Annotated in this window: 19 protein-coding genes; 4 read left to right on the top strand and 15 right to left on the bottom strand. The window is 67.5% G+C overall.

All coding sequences use genetic code 11. The annotated features are described in order from the left end of the window. Positions 1-98: 98 nt before the first annotated feature. The 6 genes from GGR43_RS11775 to GGR43_RS11800 form a co-directional block, all read right to left on the bottom strand. Positions 99-959, bottom strand: coding sequence for a class I SAM-dependent methyltransferase (locus GGR43_RS11775; RefSeq protein ID WP_188072148.1), 861 nt, complete (start codon positions 957-959; stop codon positions 99-101). 178 nt (positions 960-1,137) lie between these two features. Further along, positions 1,138-2,193, bottom strand: a complete 1,056-nt coding sequence (gene queA, locus GGR43_RS11780; protein ID WP_188072149.1) for a tRNA preQ1(34) S-adenosylmethionine ribosyltransferase-isomerase QueA — start codon at positions 2,191-2,193, stop codon at positions 1,138-1,140. Positions 2,194-2,227: 34 nt separating this feature from the next. Further along, on the bottom strand, positions 2,228-2,896 hold the full coding sequence (locus GGR43_RS11785; protein ID WP_188072150.1) for a peptidylprolyl isomerase: 669 nt from the start codon (positions 2,894-2,896) through the stop codon (positions 2,228-2,230). A gap of 81 nt (positions 2,897-2,977) precedes the next feature. Continuing rightward, a complete protein-coding gene (gene coaD / locus GGR43_RS11790; RefSeq protein ID WP_188072151.1) occupies positions 2,978-3,505 on the bottom strand; it encodes a pantetheine-phosphate adenylyltransferase in 528 nt (175 codons plus the stop codon). 4 nt (positions 3,506-3,509) lie between these two features. Further along, on the bottom strand, positions 3,510-4,406 hold the full coding sequence (locus GGR43_RS11795; RefSeq protein WP_188072202.1) for a polyprenyl synthetase family protein: 897 nt from the start codon (positions 4,404-4,406) through the stop codon (positions 3,510-3,512). 28 nt (positions 4,407-4,434) lie between these two features. Continuing rightward, positions 4,435-4,698: an exodeoxyribonuclease VII small subunit gene (locus GGR43_RS11800; protein WP_188072152.1), complete on the bottom strand. Its 264-nt coding sequence runs from the start codon at positions 4,696-4,698 to the stop codon at positions 4,435-4,437. A 176-nt stretch (positions 4,699-4,874) separates the two neighbouring features. Here GGR43_RS11800 and GGR43_RS11805 point away from each other — a divergent pair, with 176 nt between their 5' ends. Continuing rightward, positions 4,875-5,258, top strand: a complete 384-nt coding sequence (locus tag GGR43_RS11805; protein ID WP_188072153.1) for a hypothetical protein — start codon at positions 4,875-4,877, stop codon at positions 5,256-5,258. 144 nt (positions 5,259-5,402) lie between these two features. Next, positions 5,403-7,655, top strand: coding sequence for a phosphoribosylformylglycinamidine synthase subunit PurL (gene purL / locus GGR43_RS11810; RefSeq protein WP_188072154.1), 2,253 nt, complete (start codon positions 5,403-5,405; stop codon positions 7,653-7,655). Between the two features lie 60 nt (positions 7,656-7,715). On the opposite strand, the gene GGR43_RS11815 is transcribed toward purL, so the two are convergent. Both GGR43_RS11815 and GGR43_RS11820 read right to left on the bottom strand, forming a co-directional pair. After that, positions 7,716-8,273 (bottom strand): GNAT family N-acetyltransferase, encoded by a 558-nt coding sequence (locus GGR43_RS11815; protein WP_188072155.1) that lies wholly within the window; start codon positions 8,271-8,273, stop codon positions 7,716-7,718. An 84-nt stretch (positions 8,274-8,357) separates the two neighbouring features. Further along, entirely contained in the window at positions 8,358-9,140 is a 783-nt protein-coding gene (locus GGR43_RS11820; RefSeq protein WP_188072156.1) for a methyltransferase domain-containing protein, read from the bottom strand. 101 nt (positions 9,141-9,241) lie between these two features. Between GGR43_RS11820 and GGR43_RS11825 the strand changes: the two genes are divergently transcribed. Continuing rightward, entirely contained in the window at positions 9,242-10,477 is a 1,236-nt protein-coding gene (locus GGR43_RS11825; RefSeq protein ID WP_188072157.1) for a DUF418 domain-containing protein, read from the top strand. 80 nt (positions 10,478-10,557) lie between these two features. Here GGR43_RS11825 and GGR43_RS11830 read toward each other — a convergent pair whose 3' ends face one another. The 7 genes from GGR43_RS11830 to GGR43_RS11860 all read right to left on the bottom strand — a co-directional run bounded on the left by GGR43_RS11830 (position 10,558) and on the right by GGR43_RS11860 (position 16,199). After that, positions 10,558-10,803, bottom strand: coding sequence for a sulfurtransferase TusA family protein (locus GGR43_RS11830; protein ID WP_188072158.1), 246 nt, complete (start codon positions 10,801-10,803; stop codon positions 10,558-10,560). Beyond that, positions 10,800-12,197, bottom strand: a complete 1,398-nt coding sequence (gene der, locus GGR43_RS11835; RefSeq protein WP_188072159.1) for a ribosome biogenesis GTPase Der — start codon at positions 12,195-12,197, stop codon at positions 10,800-10,802. Before der ends, GGR43_RS11830 begins: the two co-directional genes overlap by 4 nt. 32 nt (positions 12,198-12,229) lie before the next feature. Continuing rightward, entirely contained in the window at positions 12,230-13,558 is a 1,329-nt protein-coding gene (locus tag GGR43_RS11840; protein WP_425502208.1) for an outer membrane protein assembly factor BamB family protein, read from the bottom strand. A 22-nt stretch (positions 13,559-13,580) separates the two neighbouring features. Further along, entirely contained in the window at positions 13,581-14,318 is a 738-nt protein-coding gene (locus GGR43_RS11845; RefSeq protein ID WP_188072160.1) for a tetratricopeptide repeat protein, read from the bottom strand. A gap of 89 nt (positions 14,319-14,407) precedes the next feature. Then, the gene (panB, locus tag GGR43_RS11850; protein ID WP_188072161.1) at positions 14,408-15,280 is read right to left on the bottom strand and encodes a 3-methyl-2-oxobutanoate hydroxymethyltransferase; all 873 of its coding nucleotides are present in this window, start codon (positions 15,278-15,280) and stop codon (positions 14,408-14,410) included. Positions 15,281-15,360: 80 nt separating this feature from the next. Beyond that, positions 15,361-15,801 carry an RrF2 family transcriptional regulator gene (locus GGR43_RS11855; protein WP_188072162.1) on the bottom strand — a complete coding sequence of 147 codons (441 nt, stop codon included), beginning with the start codon at positions 15,799-15,801 and terminating at the stop codon, positions 15,361-15,363. A gap of 44 nt (positions 15,802-15,845) precedes the next feature. Next, a complete protein-coding gene (locus tag GGR43_RS11860; RefSeq protein WP_188072163.1) occupies positions 15,846-16,199 on the bottom strand; it encodes an ArsC family reductase in 354 nt (117 codons plus the stop codon). A 151-nt stretch (positions 16,200-16,350) separates the two neighbouring features. On the opposite strand from GGR43_RS11860, the gene GGR43_RS11865 reads away from it, so the two are divergent. Next, positions 16,351-17,055: a Crp/Fnr family transcriptional regulator gene (locus GGR43_RS11865; RefSeq protein WP_188072164.1), complete on the top strand. Its 705-nt coding sequence runs from the start codon at positions 16,351-16,353 to the stop codon at positions 17,053-17,055. Positions 17,056-17,262: the final 207 nt, after the last annotated feature.

Genomic DNA, 17,262 nt, shown 5'->3' on the forward strand with positions numbered 1-17,262 from the left:
CGAAACTGGCGCAATTGCCTTTAAATTTCCTTAAGATTGTTTTTCGAACGAAAGCCGGAGGATATCCGCACGGCACGGGCGTCACCGCAATAGGGGCTTCAGCCCGATCGCCTCCCCGAATCCGGGCCGGCTTCCACCCGTTTTTCCAGCAGCAATTCGATATTGGGCGCGAACCAGCCGGGGCTGATGCCGAGCAGCGCCGCCACCCGGCTTACCGCACGCATTGCGAAGGAGGGCCGCCCATGCACGGCTGCCCGCGCCTCCAGCCAGCGGTCGCGCCCGATGGCCTCGAACCGGCCGGACAGGCCGTGTGCCAGCTGGAAAGGGCAGATGCCGCGCTGGAGCGACCGGCCCAGCAGCCTGTCCACCCCGCGCGGCAGATAGTTGACCAGCCAGCGCCGCGAATGAACCTCCCGTATCGCGGTGCGGCTCGCCGTGCCGCAGATCAGCATTCTGCCGCCGGGGCGCAAAAGACGGTGCAGCTCCGCCAGCACGGCATCGAGCTGTTCCGGCTCGACATATTCCAGCACGCTGTTGGCCAGCACCATGTCGAAGGACGCGGACGGGAAAGGCAGGCCGCGCGTATCGGCGACGTGCAGCACGGTGGCGGCGGCATCCAGCCCGTGCCTGCGCAGGTTGGCGCGGGCGATGGCGGCGGCGTCCGCGCTGATATCCACCGCCGTCACCCGCCCGCCGAGCGCCGCGAGCACCACCGAGGACGCGCCGACATTGCACCCGAACTCCAATATGTCCCGCCCGCCGGGGTGGAGATCATAGGCCTGGAGCAGCAGCCGCAAATGCCGCCATTCATAATCGGCATAGCCGCCCACCCACAGATCGGACGGCTCCATGCCCGCCTTGCGCGCCAGCGCCTCGAATTCCCGATGCGCCTGCGAGGCCGTGTCGGCAACAGGTTGCGCCGGATCATATCGGGCCGTCCGCCCCGGTTCCGCCCCCAACCGCTTTCCCCCAAGTTGGTTTTCTCTTTAAAGCGAGCCAATATCCATAGAGGAAGGCCGCCTTTCTGTCACCTGCGGGACGGGGCATGCAACAGGCTGAAAACAGGGAATTATATCCGCTTCAACATAATGAAACATTCCGGCAATCCGCCATACAGGAAGGCCGGAGGCGCGAGGTTCAGCCGCCCGGCAGCAGCAAGCTCGCGTCGCCATAGCTGTAGAAGCGATAGCCCTGCGCGATCGCATGGGCATAGGCCGCCTGCATCCGCTCCAGCCCCATCATCGCGCTGACCAGCATGAACAGGGTGGAGCGCGGCAGGTGGAAATTGGTCATCAGCCCGTCGACCACGCGGAACGCATAGCCGGGCGTGATGAAGATGCGCGTCTCGCCGGTCCAGCCGCGCACCCGCGCGCTCTCCGCATCGGCCGCGCTTTCCAGCACCCGCAGCGAGGTGGTGCCGACCGCGATCACCCGGCCGCCGGATTCGCGCACCGCGTTCAGCCGGTCCGCGACCGCCGCGTCGATGCTGCCCCATTCGGCATGCATGCGATGGTCCTTCGTGTCGCTGGCCTTGACCGGCAGGAAGGTCCCGGCGCCGACATGCAGCGTCACCTTCTCCACCGCCACGCCCGCCGCCTCCAGCCGGGCGATCAGGTCCGGCGTGAAATGCAGCGCGGCGGTCGGCGCGGCGACGGCGCCGTCCTTCTGCGCGAACATCGTCTGATAATCCTCGCGGTCGCGCGCATCGACCGCGCGCTTGCCCGCGATATAGGGGGGCAGCGGCATGGTGCCCGCCCGGTCGAGCAGCAGTTCGACCGGCTCCTCGCCTTCGAAGAACAGGGTGTAGCCGCCTTCCTCGTCGCGCGCCTCGGCCAGCGCGATCACGCCCGCGCCGAAATCGATGCGGTCGCCGGGCCGCACCCGCTTGGCGTTGCGGACGAACGCCTGCCAGCGCCGCAGGTCGATCCGCTTGTGCAGCGTCGCGCCGACCCGCGCCTCGCCCCGCCGCCCTTCGAGCTGCGCCGGGATCACGCGCGTGTCGTTGAAGACGAGGCAATCGCCCGGCCGCAGCACGCCGGGCAGGTCGGCGACATGGAGGTCGCGCATCACCCCCTGCCCCTCTTTCGGCCCCGCGCCTTCCAGCACCAGCAGGCGCGCGGCATCGCGCGGCACGGCAGGGCGCAGCGCGATCCGCTCCGGCGGAAGATCGAAATCGAAAAGATCTACGTCCATAGCCAGGAAAGGCCGGTCAACCGCGCGGGCGCACTCAGCCGCCCCCGACCGCCTCCATCGTCGCGCTCACGATGCGGGTGGGGTTGGCCGGCGGCTCGCCCTTGTCGATCAGGTCGACATAGTTCATGCCCTCGATCACCCGGCCGAACACCGTATATTTGCGGTCGAGCTGCAGGCGCGGCATCAGCATGATGAAGAACTGGCTGTTGGCGCTGTCCTCGCTGGCGGCGCGGGCCATGGAAACCGCGCCGCGCACATGCGGCAGGTCGTTGAACTCGGCCTTCAGGTCCGGCAGGTCGGATCCGCCGGTGCCGTCGCCCTGCGGGTCGCCGCCCTGCGCCATGAAGCCGTCGATCACGCGGTGGAAGAGGAGGCCGTTATAGAAACCTCGCGCCGTCAGCTCCTTGATGCGCGCGACATGGTTGGGCGCGACATCCGGGCGCAGCTGGATCTTCACCGTGCCGCCGTTGCTCAGTTGCAGCACCCAGACATTGGCGGGATCGCGCGGAACCATCGCGGGCGGGGTCTTGGTCGGCCCGGCCTTTTCCAGCTCCTTCGCCTGCTCGCGGGCGCGGGCGGAGCGTTCCGCCTTCGCCATCTCGTCGGCCTGCCCCTGCCCCTGCGCATGGGCGACATTCACGACCGATGCCGCCGCCAACAGCAGCAAGGCCATCAGGGAACGGAATAACAGGCTGAGCTTCATGGTCTGGCGTTCTCCGAAACGAATCTTGCGCGCTTATGCGCGATAAAAGCCCGCGGCTGAACCGAAAATGAGCATCATCGCTTATGCCCCCGTTCCGGTGCGCGTTCCCTTGCGGCCGATGCTGTTCACGCGATGCTCCACTTCCTCGCGCACGCGGGGGCTGACGAAGCGGTGGATCGGCCCGCCATAGAGCGCGATTTCCTTGACCAGCCGCGACGCGATCGGTTGCAGCGACACGTCGGCCATCAGGAAAACCGTCTCCACCTTGTCGTTGATCTGCTGGTTCATCCCCGCCATCTGATATTCATATTCGAAGTCCGCGACGGCCCGCAGGCCCCGGACGATGACGCTGGCCCCCTGCGCGGCGGCGAAATCCATCAGCAGGGAATCGAATGCGACCACGCCGATCGCATCGCCCAGATCCTCGCATTCGCGCCGCACGCTGGCAAGCCGCTCCTCCAGCGAGAACATCGGCGATTTGCTGGGGTTGGTCGTCACCCCGATGATGAGGCGATCGACCAGCTTCGCGCCGCGCCGGATGATATCCATATGGCCCAGCGTGATCGGGTCGAAGGTGCCGGGGTAAACGCCTATGCGTGGTCCGCTCATGATTTCAGCGATCCCTTTCGATGACATAATCGGCGATCGCGCGCAGCAGGTCGGCCCGCGCGTCATAGCCGCGCAGATGCGCCTTCGCCTGATCGACCAGCATGCGCGCCTGCCGCCGCGCCTGTTCGACGCCGAGCAGCGACACGAAGGTCTGCTTGCCCGCCGCCGCATCCTTGCCCAGCGCCTTGCCCGCGAGCCCGGCATCGCCTTCCACGTCGAGCAGGTCGTCGGCGATCTGGAAGGCAAGGCCGATGTCGCGCGCATAGCCGTGCAGGCCCGTGCGCCCCTCCGGCGGCAGGCGCCCCATGACGGCGGCGGCCTCCACGCAGAAGCCGATGATCGCGCCGGTCTTGAGCTGTTGCAGCCGGGTGACGGTGGAAAGATCGAAGGCGGCGGTTTCGGCGGCGATGTCCATCATCTGCCCGCCCGCCATGCCGTGCGGCCCGCTCGCCCGCGCCATCAGGCGCAGCAGTTCGCAGCGCACGAACGGGTCCGGGTGGGTGCGCTCGTCCGCCAGTATCTCGAACGCCAGATCGTGCAGCCCGTCGCCCGCCAGGATCGCCGTCGCCTCGTCGAAGGCGAGGTGCACGGTGGGCTTGCCGTGGCGCAGGTCGTCGTCGTCCATCGCGGGCAGGTCGTCATGCACCAGCGAATAGACATGGATGCATTCGACCGCCAGCCCGACGCGGATCATCTGTTCCCGGTCGAGCGAGAAGAGCTTGCCGGTCGCCCGGACCAGCAGCGGGCGCAGCCGCTTGCCGCCGCCCATCGCCGCATGGCGCATCGCCTCGAACAGGCGCCTGCGCGGGTCGTCGGGCACGGTGAGCAATATGTCGAACGCCGCGTCGATATCCTCGGCGATCGCCTGCATCGCGTCGCGAAGCATCGCGTTGCCGGTCATGGCGGCGTCCCGCACGGTCATCGCGGGTTCAATCGGCCCTGAAAGGCTGCACGCCGGACGGCGCGCCCGACGCATCGACGGTCAGCTTCTCGATCCGCGCCTCGGCATCGGCCAGCCTTTTCTGGCACTGGGCGCGCAACTGCTCGCCGCGCGTATAAAGGGCGATGGAATCATCGAGCGGCACGTCCCCGCGTTCCAGCTTCTGCACGATCATCTCCAGCTCGCGCAGCGCATCCTCGAAAGAAAGGCTGTCCAGCGCCGGGGCCGTGGAAGGATTTTGTTGCTCGATCATGGATGCAGCTTTGGCCTCCGACCGCCCGTGGGTCAAGTGCCCCGGCCCGGCGGGGCGCAAAAAACCGCTCTCGCCCACCCCGGCGCCGGCCCGTCCGAATATTGTAAAAATTCGTTGGCAAGGGGCAGTTTAAGCATTGACGGCCGATGCTGCGACTGCACATAAGGGGGACCGCTATGAAACCTTACCTATCGTTGATCGCCCTCCCCACGCTGCTCGCCCTTGCGGCTTGCGGCAACAATGAACCCGAAGTCGTCGGCGGCGGCCCTGCCGACCCGATGGCGGACCAGCTCAACAACGCCGCGCCGGTGGAACTCCCGCCGATGGTGAAGAAGAGCAAGACCTATCGCTGCAAGGACAGTTCACTGGTCTATGTCGACTATATGTCCGACGACAAGACCGTGATGCTGCGCACCGAGAAGGAAGGCGTCGCCACCAAGCTGACCGCGGACGAAACCGGCACCACCTTCAAGGCCGACGGCGGCTGGTCGCTGACCGGCCCGGAAGCCGAAGTGACGGTCGAAATGCCCGGCAAGGGCTCGCAGAGCTGCAAGGCCTGACCTCCTATCCCCTTTCAACCCTTTTATCTCCTGCCGGGCCGGATGAGCGATCATCCGGCCCATTTCATGTCCGCGTTCCATTAATTGGAACCGGCGCATGAAAAGCTGTTTCAACCCGCGCGCAAATTTCCTATGGGCGGTCGCATGACCGACACAGCCATCACCCCCGCCATCACCCCGGAAATCGTCGCCGAACACGGCCTTTCCCCTGAGGAATATGAGCGCGCATTGAATGCGCTGGGCCGCGAGCCGAATCTGACGGAACTGGGCATCTTCTCCGTCATGTGGTCGGAGCATTGCTCCTATAAATCCAGCCGCATCCACCTGAAGAAGCTGCCGACCGAGGGACCGCAGGTCATTTGCGGGCCGGGCGAGAATGCGGGCGTCGTCGATATCGGCCCCGGCCCCGACGGAAAGCCGCAGGCGGCGATCTTCAAGATGGAGAGCCACAACCATCCCAGCTATATCGAGCCCTATCAGGGCGCGGCGACCGGCGTGGGCGGCATCTTGCGCGACGTCTTCACCATGGGCGCGCGCCCGGTGGCGAACATGAACGCGCTGCGCTTCGGCCGGCCGGACCACCCGAAGATGAAGCATCTGATCAGCGGCGTGGTGCGCGGCATCGGCGGCTATGGCAATTGCGTCGGCGTGCCGACCGTGGGCGGCGAGGTGAATTTCCACCCCGCCTATGACGGCAATATCCTCGTCAACGCGATGACCGTGGGCGTCGCCGACACGGACAAGATTTTCTACAGCGCCGCCAGCGGCATCGGCAACCCGATCGTCTATGTCGGTTCCAAGACCGGCCGCGACGGCATCCATGGCGCGACCATGGCGAGCGCCGATTTCGGTGAGGACAGCGAGGAAAAGCGCCCGACCGTGCAGGTCGGGGACCCGTTCACCGAAAAGCTGCTGATCGAGGCGTGCCTTGAGCTGATGGCGTCGGACGCCATTGTCGCCATCCAGGATATGGGCGCGGCGGGCCTCACCTCCTCCAGCGTCGAGATGGCGTCGAAGGGCGGCGTCGGCATCCGGCTCGACATGGACAAGGTGCCGCAGCGCGAAACCGGCATGACCGCCTATGAGATGATGCTCTCCGAAAGCCAGGAGCGCATGCTGATGGTGCTGAAGCCCGGCAAGGAAGCCTTTGCCGAGGCGATCTTCCGCAAGTGGGAGCTGGATTTCGCGGTGATCGGCGAAGTGACCGATACCGGCCGCATGGTGCTCGTCCATCATGGCGAGACGGTGTGCGATATCCCCCTCGCCCCGCTGGCCGACGATGCGCCGCTCTACGACCGGCCCCATGTGCCGACGCCAAAACCCGCGCCGCTGGCGAACGTGCCCGAATGCGCGGACCTCGGCGCCGACCTCGTGAAGCTGATGGGCAGCCCGGACATCGCGTCGCGCCGCTGGATCTGGGAACAGTACGACCACAAGGTCGGCGCCGACACGGTGCAGGCGCCGGGTGGCGATGCGGCGATCGTCCGCGTCCACGGCACGCAGAAGGCGCTGGCCATCAGCACCGACTGCACGCCCCGCTATTGCTTCGCCGACCCGGTCGAGGGCGGCAAGCAGGCGGTCGCCGAATGCTGGCGCAACATCACTTCGGTCGGCGCGACACCGCTCGCCATCACCAACTGCCTCAACTTCGCCAACCCGCAGCGCCCGGAAATCATGGGGCAATTCGTGGGCTGCCTCGAAGGCATGGGCGACGCCTGCCGCGCGCTCGATTTCCCGATCGTGTCGGGCAATGTCTCGCTCTATAACGAGTCCAAGGCCACCGGCGGCGGCTCGGCGATCCTGCCGACCCCGGCGATCGGCGGCATCGGCCTGCTGAAGGACTGGACGAAGAACGCAACCATCGCCTTCAAGGGCACGGGCGACATCATCCTCGCCGTCGGCGAATGGAGGGGGCATCTGGGCCAGTCGATCTGGCTGCGCGAGGTCCATGGCCGCGAGGACGGCCCGCCGCCGCCGGTCGACCTCGCCGCCGAGCGCCGCACCGGCGATTTCATCCGCGCGCATATCGAAAACGGCGCGATCACCGCCTGCCACGACGTGTCGGACGGCGGCATCGCGGTGACGGTCGCGGAAATGGCGCTCGCCGGGAATATCGGCGCGATGATCCAGGCGCATGAGCCGGACGAGCCCTTCGCCGACGCCCGCGCCTTCTTCGCCGAGGATCAGGGCGTCTATGTCGTTACCGTCAGCGACGCCTCGCTTTCGATGTTCCTCGCCGAGGCGGACAAGGCGGGCGTGCAGGTCCAGCCCATCGGCCGCACCTGCGCCAACCGCCTGATCTTCGAGCTGGCCGACAGCGACTATGCGATCCCGCTCGACACGCTGCGCGCCGCGCATGAGGGGTTTTTCCCGGCGCTGATGGACGGCGAGGTCTAAACCCCGCTTTCCGCGTCAGGCCCGGTCCGGCCGGATCGGGCCTGAGCCCGCCCGCCCCGCTCAGCGCGGGTCGCGGCGCATGATGAACTCCCGGTCGCGATGAGCGCCGACGCGGAACTCATAGTCGCCGACCTTGACGAAGCCGCGCGACACATAGATCGCCTGCGCACGCAGGTTGCCGGAAAAGACGCCGATCCAGATCGGCCCCGGCCTGCGCTCCTCCAGCCAGCCGATCGCCCGGTCCAGCAGCTGCCGCCCCAGCCCCGCGCCCTGCCATTCGGCGACGATATAGAGCTGGTAGACCTCGCCATGATCCGGCCGCGCCTCTTCATGCGGCAATTTGCACGGGCCGACATGGGCATAGGCGACCAGTTCCCCCGCCTCGTCCTCCGCGACCCATTGATGGCGCGCCGGGTCGGCCAGTTCCGCCCGGACGGCTTCGGGGCTGTAGCTCTCCTCCTCGAAAATGGCGAGATCTTCCTCCGCATAGCTGACGGCCATCGCGCCTTCGACGAAGGTTTCGCGGAAGGTGCGCCGTTTCAGCGCCGCCAGCTGCCACGCATCGTCCGGCGAAGCATCCCGGATGAAGGGACCAGCCCCACCGACGCGACCAATCATGCTATCGAAACCTTTCCAGCGGATAGTGCGGGGCCGCACGCTGCCGCCCAACCGGACGGGCTGTCAACCCCTCGCTCCCTCGGTTCACCGCGAACGGGTGATCCGGCAATAGGCGACATGATAGGTGCAGCGCCCCCCGCCCTCGTCATAGGCGCGCATCACCTTGCGCAGCTGCCCGGCGGTGAGCGGCGCGCGCCCTTCCACCGGCACGGTCGCGCCGATGCCCTTCAGATGCGCGAGCAGGCCGCGCGCGCCGCCGAAATCCTGCACATAGTCCTCTTCGAACAGAAAGGCGTCGTCATGGCGCGACAGCATCGCGCGCAGATCCTCCACGGCGGGGTAGAGCGGCGTCCCGGCGACCAGCCCCTGCGCCTCATGCGCGGCGCGCCATTCGGCGAAGCTGCGGCGCGCCATCGTCGCGAACATCAGGCTGCCGCCCGGACGCAGCAGGCCATGGAGCCGGTCGAGCGCGCGCGGCAGGTCGGTGAACCACTGGAAGGCGAGGCTCGATATGACGAGATCGAACCACGGCCCGTCGAAAGCTGGCGCTTCGCCATCCATCACCAGAAAGCGCGCGCCGGTATCCCCGCCCCGCCCGGCCAGCGCCACCATCTCCGGCGCGAGGTCGGTGGCGATGATCTCGGCATCGGGGAACAGCGCGCGGGTGGCGCGGGTCAGCGCGCCGGTGCCGCAGCCAATCTCCAATATGCGTGGCCTTTCGCCGGGCGGCAGAGGTGGCCGGGGTTGCCGCGCGATCAGATCCGCCAGCGTCGCGGCGACAAGGCGCTGCACCTCGGCATGCTCGTCATAATGCACGGCTGCGGTTCCGAATGCCCGGCCGATGCGATGGCTGCGCGGCTCGCTCATCGCGGCCTTTCCGGCATTTTCGGCCCGCAACGGGATTTTCTCCGATCCGAAATCATTCTAAGGCCCCTATTCCCATTTCCATCCAAGGTGAAGCACTGATCATGCCGGCCCCCACCCCTTTTCCCGACGCCAGCGGGCAGGAGCGCAACCGCGCCATCGACATCGCGCGCGGCTTCGCCGTGATGGGCATCATGCTGATGAACATCGTCGCCTTCTCGATGCCGGACGCCGCCTATATCAACCCCGATGCCTGGGGCGGCAGCGGCCTAGCCGACCGGATCGCCTGGTTCCTCGCCTTCGTGCTGGTCGACGGCAAGATGCGCGGCCTGTTCGCGCTGCTGTTCGGCGCGAGCATGCTGATGCTGATGGACCGCACCGAAATGGCGGGCGGCGACGGGCGGCAGCGCCACATCATCCGCTGCTTCTGGCTGGCGCTGATCGGGCTGGCCCATTATCTGCTGCTGTGGTGGGGGGACATATTGGCGCTCTATGCGCTGGTTGGCCTCGTCGCGCTGGCCTTTGCGGGCAAGCAGCCGATGCAGCTCGTCAAGCTCTCCTTCCTCGCCTTCGCGCTGCAATTCCTGCTGCTGGCCCTGCTGATGGCGAGCCTTTATCAGGTTGCGGGCACGGCGGGCGCGGCCCGTCTGCTCGACCAGCTCGGCGAACCGGGCAGCGCCGAGGTCGCACGCGAACTTGCGCTCTATCGCGGCGGCTGGGGCGGCACGGTGGCGGACAAGGCCGCGAACCTGCCGGTCTGGGCGATGAGCGGGCTGCACTATATGGCGCTGGAGGTGCTGGGCTTCATGCTGCTGGGCATGGCGATGCTGAAGGGCGGCTTCCTCACCGGCAACTGGCCGCGCGACCTCTATGTCGCGACCGCCCGCCACTGCTTCCTGATCGGCCTGCCGCCGATGATCGCGCTGGGCGTCTGGGCATGGGCGGGCGGCTTCGCGCCGGTGACGACCTTCGGCATCGTGTTCGCCTGGTCCTTCCCGTTCCGCATCCCGCTGACCGTGGGGGTCGCCGCGCTGATCTTCGCACTGCTGGCCGACCGGACGCCCGGCGCGCTGCTCACCCGCGTGGAGGCGGTCGGGCGCATGGCGCTCTCCAACTATCTCGCCACCAGCGTGGTGATGACGGCGCTGTTCTATGGTTGGGGGCTGGGCCTGTTCGGCTGGCTTTCGCGCGCGCAGGTCTACGGGGTGGTGCCGCTGGTCTGGATCGCGATGCTGCTCTGGTCGAAACCGTGGCTTGGGCGCTTCCGCTATGGTCCGCTCGAATGGCTGTGGCGCAGCCTGACGCTGCTCGCGCCGCAGCCGATGATGCGGAAAAACTGAACGTCATGCCAGCGCAGGCGGGCATCTCAGGAGGCGGCGCGCACCATCACCTGCGACCCCAGCCTGCGCCGGGTGACGGCCTAGGGAAGAGGCCCACCCCCACCCGCGCGCAACAAAAACGCATGTTCGCCGACCGCCGCGAAGGTCCAGCCGCGTTCCCCGGCCAGCGCCTGCAATTCCCCTCCGGCGATCGGGTCGTCGGCGCGGATCAGCACCGCCACATGATCGCGCATCGCCCGCGCCGCGCGCAGCACCGGCCAGGGGCAGCGCATGCCGCGCGCGTCCACTTCGACCGGCTGCACGTCCGCGCCGGGCGCCGCGCTCATTTACCGAACGGGTTTTTGGGCGAGCGCAGCATCAGCCGCACCGGCACCGCGCCGAAGCCCAGCTCGCGGCGGATGCCGTTCACCAGATAGCGCTGATAGCTTTCGGGCAGCAGGTCGAGCCGGGTGCCGAACAGCACGAAGCCCGGCGGGCGGGTCTTGGCCTGCGTCAGATAGCGCAGCTTGATGCGCTTGCCCCCCGGCGCGGGCGGCGGATTGGCTTCCAGCGCCGCCTCGAACCAACGGTTGAGCAGGCCGGTCGAGACGCGATGCGACCAGACGCGGCGCACCTCGAAGGCGGCGGCGATCAGGTCGTCCAGCCCCTTGCCGGTCGCGCCGGAAACGGTGATCAGCGGCACGCCCTTCACCTGCGCCAGCCCTTCGTCCAGCGCCTTGCGCACGCCCTGATAGAGCGCCGAGCCGTTTTCCGACACGTCCCATTTGTTGAGGCCGATGATGAGAGCGCGCCCTTCCTGCAACACCTTGTCGGCGATGCGCAGATCCTGCGCCTCCAGCCCCTTGGTCGCGTCGAGCAGCAGCACCACGACCTCGGCGAAATCGACCGCGTGCAGGCCATCGGCGACGGCCAGCTTCTCCAGCTTGTCCTGCACCTTGGCGCGCTTGCGCATGCCCGCCGTGTCGATCAGGCGCACGATCCGCTCGCGCCCGTCCTTGTCGGTCCACCTGTGATCGATGGCGATGCTGTCGCGGGTGATCCCCGCCTCCGGCCCGGTGATCAGCCGGTCCTCGCCGATGATCCGGTTGATCAGCGTCGATTTGCCCGCATTGGGCCGCCCGACAATGGCGAGCTTCAATGGCGCGGCGTCGAGCGCATCTTCGTCGTCGGGGTTGATCGCTTCCTCGCCCCCGGCGAGGCCCGCCTCTTCCAGCTCCGCCTGCGCGCGCTCGATATGCGGCAGCAGCGCCTGGAACAGGTCGGCCAGCCCTTGACCATGTTCCGCGGAAAGGGCGATGGGCTCGCCAAGGCCGAGCGCATAGGCTTCCATCAGCCCATCCTCGGCCGCCCTGCCCTCCGCCTTGTTGCCCGCAAGCACCACCGGCGTGTCGCTGCCGCGCAACCAGCGGGCGATTTCCTCGTCCAGCGGATTCACGCCCGCGCGCGCGTCGAACAGGAACAGCGCGACATCGGCGCTGGCCACCGCCGCCTCGGTCTGCTTGCGCATGCGGCCGGGCAGGCTCTGCGGGTCCTCATCCTCATAACCGGCGGTGTCGACGATGCGGAAATCGAGGCCGAGCAGATGCGCGTCCCCTTCCCGCCGGTCGCGGGTCACGCCGGGCTGGTCGTCGACCAGCGCCAGCTTCTTGCCCACCAGCCGGTTGAACAGCGTGGATTTGCCGACATTGGGCCGCCCGACAATCGCAACTATGGGCAGCATGTCGCCCTTTTCCTTCCTTGTTCCCGCCCGCCTCAGCGATAGGCGGTCAGTCGCCCGTCATCGCTGAGGATATAGAGCGTGTTGTTCGCCACGACCGGGCCCAGCGACATGGACCGGCCGGTATCGACGCTGGTCTTCACCGAACCGTCGGCGGGGTCGACATAGAGCAGGTCCTTGTCGGTCGACACCAGGATCAGGCGCCCGCCCGCGACGATCGGCCCGGTCCAGCGCACCGCGCCCTTGCGGTCCTTCGGGTCGCGCCAGCGCTTGAGCTGGCTGATCCAGCGGATCTTGCCGGAAGCGCGCGCGACGCAGAGCAGCTTCGCGTCGTCGGTCACGACGAACACCCATTCGCCGACCACCGCCGGGGTGGAGATGCCCGCGATGTTGATCTCCCACAGCCGCTGGCCCGACACCAGTTCGTAGGAGGCCATGCGCCCGCCCTGCCCGATGGCGAACACCCGGCCCCGGTCGACCACCGGATCGGCGTCGATATCGGCCAGCGACGCCACCGAGGTGGAGATGCTGGTGCGCGACAGCGCGTCACCCCAGAGATTGCGCCCGTTCTCATAGCGATAGGCGTTGAGCTCGCCGGAGCTGAAGCCCGCGATCACCGTGCCCTGCGCGGCGGCCGGGGCCGCGACGCCGAACACGCCGGTCGCCTCGACCGTGCCCGATTCGCTCCATTCGGTGGAGCCGTCCGCCATGTCGAGCGCGTAGATCTGGTTGTCCTGGCTCATCACATAGACATGGCCGTTCGCCAGCGTCGGGGAGCCGCGCAGCGGGCCGCCGGGGCGGACCTTCCACTGGATGGCGCCGGTCGCCGCATCGATGGCGGCGACATCGCCCACGCCCGTGGTCACGAACACGCGCCCGCCCTCGACCGACACGCCGCCGCCGAACAGCGCGCGGCCATTGCCCTCGGCGGGCATCGCCGTCTGCCACAGGCGCGATCCGGTCTGCGCGTCCATCGCGATCACCCGCGCGTCGGCGTCGATCACATAGAGCTTCCCGCCGGAAACGACAGGCGCGGCGGCCAGACGCGCGCGCGCGGTGCTGCCCGCGATGGAGGCCGACCAGACCTGCCGGGGCGCCTCGCCCAGCGCGACATGGCCCATCAGCTTGGCCGCGTTGCCGCCCGGCTGCGCCCAGTCGGCATTGGCGACGGGCGCGGGCAGCGAAACCGGCACCACGGCCAGCGTCGGATCGGCCTCGGCGTCCCGCTCGTTCGACAGGATCGAAACGCGGTCGCCCAGCACCGGCGTCTTGGGCCGCTTGTCCTTGCCGCCGCCGAACACGCCGCAGGCGGAAAGCGACACCAGCGCAATCGTGAGCAGCGCGGCCCGTGCCCCGCGCGCCATGCCGCCCCGCGCGGCCATCCTGTCATTCGCCAGCATCATCACCCTCATTCCGTGCATTGGGAGCCTGCGCGGCCCCTTCCTTTTCCGTATCGACCGCATCGACGCCCATCAGGCCCGCCATCTGCCGCGCGCGCGACCGCAGCGAAGCGGGCGCCTGCTCGTCCCGCGCGATCGCGGCGAACAGCGGTCCCGCCAGTTCCTTCTTGCCCATCTTCATATAGGCGATCGCGGTCATCTCGCCCGCGCTGCCGAACCAGGGATTGCCCTCGACCGCCAGCGGCTTCAGCCGGTCAACGACCTGCTGTGGCTGAAGCTCGTCGAAGGTCAGCGCCACCTGCCGCACGGTGCCGAGGTCGCGATAGGGCTGGTCGAGCTTGTCGTTGGCGGCGATGTCGCCGTAAAGCTTCGCCGCGCCCTTCACTTCGCCTTTCTTCGCCGCTGCGGCGGCCTGCGTCAGCAGCGCGATGGCGCGATAGCCGGGCTGGCCCGCCCCGGCCAGTTCGGCGAGCTTCTTGGCGTCCGGCTCGCCGCCCGTGGCGGCCGCCTCCAGCACGTCCTGCGCCTGTTCCGCCACCTCGCCGGAGGACTGGCGGCTGTGATGCTCCCAATAGAGCCAGCCGCCGAAAGCCAGCAGACCGGCCGCTATGATGCCGGCCAGCCACAATCCGTAGCGCTTGCCGAAAACGGCCAGCCTGTCCTGCCGGACGGCATCGTCCACCTCGCGGAAAAAGGCTTCACTGGGGGATGGCGTTTCAGCCAAGGGATATCTCCAATAAACAGGACGCGAAAACCGGCGCCTGAGCGGGCCACATCGGCGCGGACCTTAGCGGCGGCACCGGCCCGCGCAAGTCACTTTTTCGGGGGATAGAGCTGTTCCTCGCCGGGAAAGACGCGGTCCTTCACCTCGACCGCATAGCGCGCCGCCGCATCGGAAATCAGCTCCGCCATGTTGGCATAGCGCTTGACGAAGCGCGGCACCCGCTCGAACAGGCCGAGCATGTCCTCGGCGACCAGCACCTGGCCGTCGCAACGCGCCGACGCGCCGATGCCGATCACCGGGATGGGCAGCGCCTCGGTCAGCGCGACGGCGATCGGCTCCACCACCCCCTCGACCACGACGGAGAAGGCGCCCGCGTCGGCGATGGCGCGGCCATCGGCGATGATCTTGTCATGCTCCTCCTGGCTGCGGCCCCGCGCGCCATAGCCGCCCAGCGCGTTGACCGCCTGCGGCGTCAGGCCGACATGGGCCATCACCGGAATGCCGCGCCGCGACAGGAAGGAGATGGTTTCCGCCATCGCCTCGCCGCCTTCCAGCTTCACCGCCGCGCAGCCCGTTTCCTTGAGGATGCGCGCCGCGCTCTCGAACGCCTGCTGCGGCGAGGCTTCATAGCTGCCGAACGGCATGTCGACGATCACCGCGCTGTGATAGCTGCCCCGCACCACCGCCGCGCCATGGGCGCACATCATGTCGAGGCTGACCGGCACCGTCGAGGGCAGGCCGTAGATCACCTGCCCCAGCGAATCGCCCACCAGCAGCATGTCGCAATGCGGATCGAGCAGTTGCGCCTGCCGCGCGGTATAGGCGGTGAGCATCACCAGCGGCTCGGCCGTCGTTCCGCCCTTCTTGCGCTGCTGGATCGCAGGGATGGTGAGGCGCTTGAGCGGCGCCGGGGTCGGGTTGGCGCGGCTGGTCGATGTATCGAGCGTATAGGTCGTGGACATGCCCTCTCTCTAGCGCCCTTGCCCGCAAAGGGCCAGCGGAGAGACGCCGCAGCGGCAGGGACGAGGGGAAACCGGCCGTTTCAGGCGATCTTCTCTTCGTCTTCCTGATGGAAGGGGAAGCTTTCGGCGAGGCTGATGCCGTCGAGCACCTTGGCGGTTTCGTCCCGCACGCGCAGCATCACGCGGTGCAGGCGACATTCGCTTTCCGGCAGGCAGTTCTTGCAGGTTTCATGCGCGAAGCGGCTGGCGCACGGCACCAGCGCCAGCGACCCGCGCGTCAGGCGCACGATGTCGCCATAGCTGATGTCCACCGGCGCCAACGCCAGCCAATAGCCGCCGTCGCGTCCCCGCTGCGTGGCGACTAGCCCTTCCCGCGACATTTCGGACAGGATCACCGTCAGGAATTTGGCGGGGATGTTCTGCGTCTCGGCGATATCCGCGAGCGGAATGGGGCCTTTGCCATAATGATCGGCCAGATGTTGCAGGGCACGGATGGCATAGCGGGTTTTTTGCGACAGCATGAAACGACCATCGCGGCAAAAATCCTAAATTTCAACCTTTCCGCTCAGGAAAAGGCGGACTCATAGTTTTCCGCCTTGAAACCGGCGATTCGCCGGTCGCCCAGATCGAGCACCGGCCGCTTGATCATCGACGGATTGGCCAGCATCAGGGCGACCGCCTTGTCGGCGTCGATATTTTCCCGGTCCGCGTCCGGCAGCTTGCGGAACGTCGTCCCGGCGCGGTTCAGCACCGTCTCCCACCCCAACTCCGCGACCCATCCACGCAGCCGGTCCGCGTCTATCCCGGCCTTCTTGTAATCGTGGAACTCATAGACGATTCCTTTGTCCTCCAGCCATTTGCGCGCTTTCTTGATCGTATCGCAATTGGGTATTCCATACAGGGTGGGCCGGTCCGCCATGCGCATGTCCTCCGCTCAAAAACTGTCGAACAGGGTCCGCGCTATGCCCCGCCGCCCCGGCCGGAAGCAAGCCCTTCCTCGCCGGCCGCGCGCGGGACCGAATCGTTAGTGGGCGATTGTCAGGGAAAGGTCGCGCTGCTACAGGCCGCACATGGACCATTGCGCCACATGCTATGTAAGAAACCGGGCCATCTGCTCCGCGCTGGAAGTCGATGAGGTCACCGCGCTGGGCAGGATCGGACGGCACCATCGCCTCGTCCCCGGACAGACGCTGATCTGGGAGGGCGAGGATTCGATGCTCGTCGCCAATGTGATCGACGGCGTGCTGAAGCTTTCCACCTCGCTGAGCGACGGGCGCGAGCAGATCGTCGGCGTGGTCTACCCTTCCGACTTCATCGGACGCCCGTTCGGCACGCGCGTCCAGCATAATGTGACCGCACTGACCGACGCGCATGTCTGCACCTTCTCCAGCAGCGATTTCGAGCGGTTCGCGCGCGAGCACCCGGAGCTGGAGCACAAGCTGCTGGAGCGCACGCTGGGCGAGCTGGACCGCACCCGCCGCTGGCTGCTGCTGCTCGGCCGCATGACCGCGTCGGAAAAGCTCGCCAATTTCCTGCTCGACATGTCGGAGCGGCTGACGCCGGGCGGCAGTTGCGGCAACAGCCCGGCCGACGGCTTCGACCTGCCCTTCGGCCGCCAGCAGATCGCCGATATCCTAGGCCTCACCATCGAGACGGTGAGCCGCCGCCTCAACGATTTCAAGGCGCAGAAGATCATCGCCGTCCCCAGCCGCCGCCGGATCGAAATCCTCGACCGCACCGCGCTCAGCGACATCGCCGCGAACGCCACGCTCTGAACGGGCGCGGGCGCGCCGTCGCCTGCGCCTTGGCGCAGGGGCTGAATAGCCGCTTTCGGCGTGATAAAGAAACCGTTCGGGCTGAGCCTGTCGAAGCCCTGTCCTTGTTCTTGCCCCAAGAGAAAAGCAGCCCTTCGACAAGCTCAGGGCGAACGGAGGGGAGAGGTCTGCTATCCACCCACCTCGGTCGGCAGACATAATCCCTTG

The sequence above is a fragment of the Sphingobium jiangsuense genome (assembly GCF_014196495.1).
Lineage (GTDB): Bacteria > Pseudomonadota > Alphaproteobacteria > Sphingomonadales > Sphingomonadaceae > Sphingobium > Sphingobium jiangsuense.

What these genes read in the sequence shown, in the direction of transcription:
- queA (WP_188072149.1), bottom strand. Translation starts at nt 2,193, where the DNA reads ATGGACGTAGATCTTTTCGATTTCGATCTTCCGCCGGAGCGGATCGCG.
- GGR43_RS11785 (WP_188072150.1), bottom strand. Translation starts at nt 2,896, where the DNA reads ATGAAGCTCAGCCTGTTATTCCGTTCCCTGATGGCCTTGCTGCTGTTG.
- coaD (WP_188072151.1), bottom strand. Translation starts at nt 3,505, where the DNA reads ATGAGCGGACCACGCATAGGCGTTTACCCCGGCACCTTCGACCCGATC.
- GGR43_RS11795 (WP_188072202.1), bottom strand. Translation starts at nt 4,406, where the DNA reads ATGACCGGCAACGCGATGCTTCGCGACGCGATGCAGGCGATCGCCGAG.
- GGR43_RS11800 (WP_188072152.1), bottom strand. Translation starts at nt 4,698, where the DNA reads ATGATCGAGCAACAAAATCCTTCCACGGCCCCGGCGCTGGACAGCCTT.
- GGR43_RS11805 (WP_188072153.1), top strand. Translation starts at nt 4,875, where the DNA reads ATGAAACCTTACCTATCGTTGATCGCCCTCCCCACGCTGCTCGCCCTT.
- purL (WP_188072154.1), top strand. Translation starts at nt 5,403, where the DNA reads ATGACCGACACAGCCATCACCCCCGCCATCACCCCGGAAATCGTCGCC.
- GGR43_RS11815 (WP_188072155.1), bottom strand. Translation starts at nt 8,273, where the DNA reads ATGATTGGTCGCGTCGGTGGGGCTGGTCCCTTCATCCGGGATGCTTCG.
- GGR43_RS11820 (WP_188072156.1), bottom strand. Translation starts at nt 9,140, where the DNA reads ATGAGCGAGCCGCGCAGCCATCGCATCGGCCGGGCATTCGGAACCGCA.
- GGR43_RS11825 (WP_188072157.1), top strand. Translation starts at nt 9,242, where the DNA reads ATGCCGGCCCCCACCCCTTTTCCCGACGCCAGCGGGCAGGAGCGCAAC.
- GGR43_RS11830 (WP_188072158.1), bottom strand. Translation starts at nt 10,803, where the DNA reads ATGAGCGCGGCGCCCGGCGCGGACGTGCAGCCGGTCGAAGTGGACGCG.
- der (WP_188072159.1), bottom strand. Translation starts at nt 12,197, where the DNA reads ATGCTGCCCATAGTTGCGATTGTCGGGCGGCCCAATGTCGGCAAATCC.
- GGR43_RS11840 (WP_425502208.1), bottom strand. Translation starts at nt 13,558, where the DNA reads ATGGCGCGCGGGGCACGGGCCGCGCTGCTCACGATTGCGCTGGTGTCG.
- panB (WP_188072161.1), bottom strand. Translation starts at nt 15,280, where the DNA reads ATGTCCACGACCTATACGCTCGATACATCGACCAGCCGCGCCAACCCG.
- GGR43_RS11855 (WP_188072162.1), bottom strand. Translation starts at nt 15,801, where the DNA reads ATGCTGTCGCAAAAAACCCGCTATGCCATCCGTGCCCTGCAACATCTG.
- GGR43_RS11860 (WP_188072163.1), bottom strand. Translation starts at nt 16,199, where the DNA reads ATGGCGGACCGGCCCACCCTGTATGGAATACCCAATTGCGATACGATC.
- GGR43_RS11865 (WP_188072164.1), top strand. Translation starts at nt 16,351, where the DNA reads ATGGACCATTGCGCCACATGCTATGTAAGAAACCGGGCCATCTGCTCC.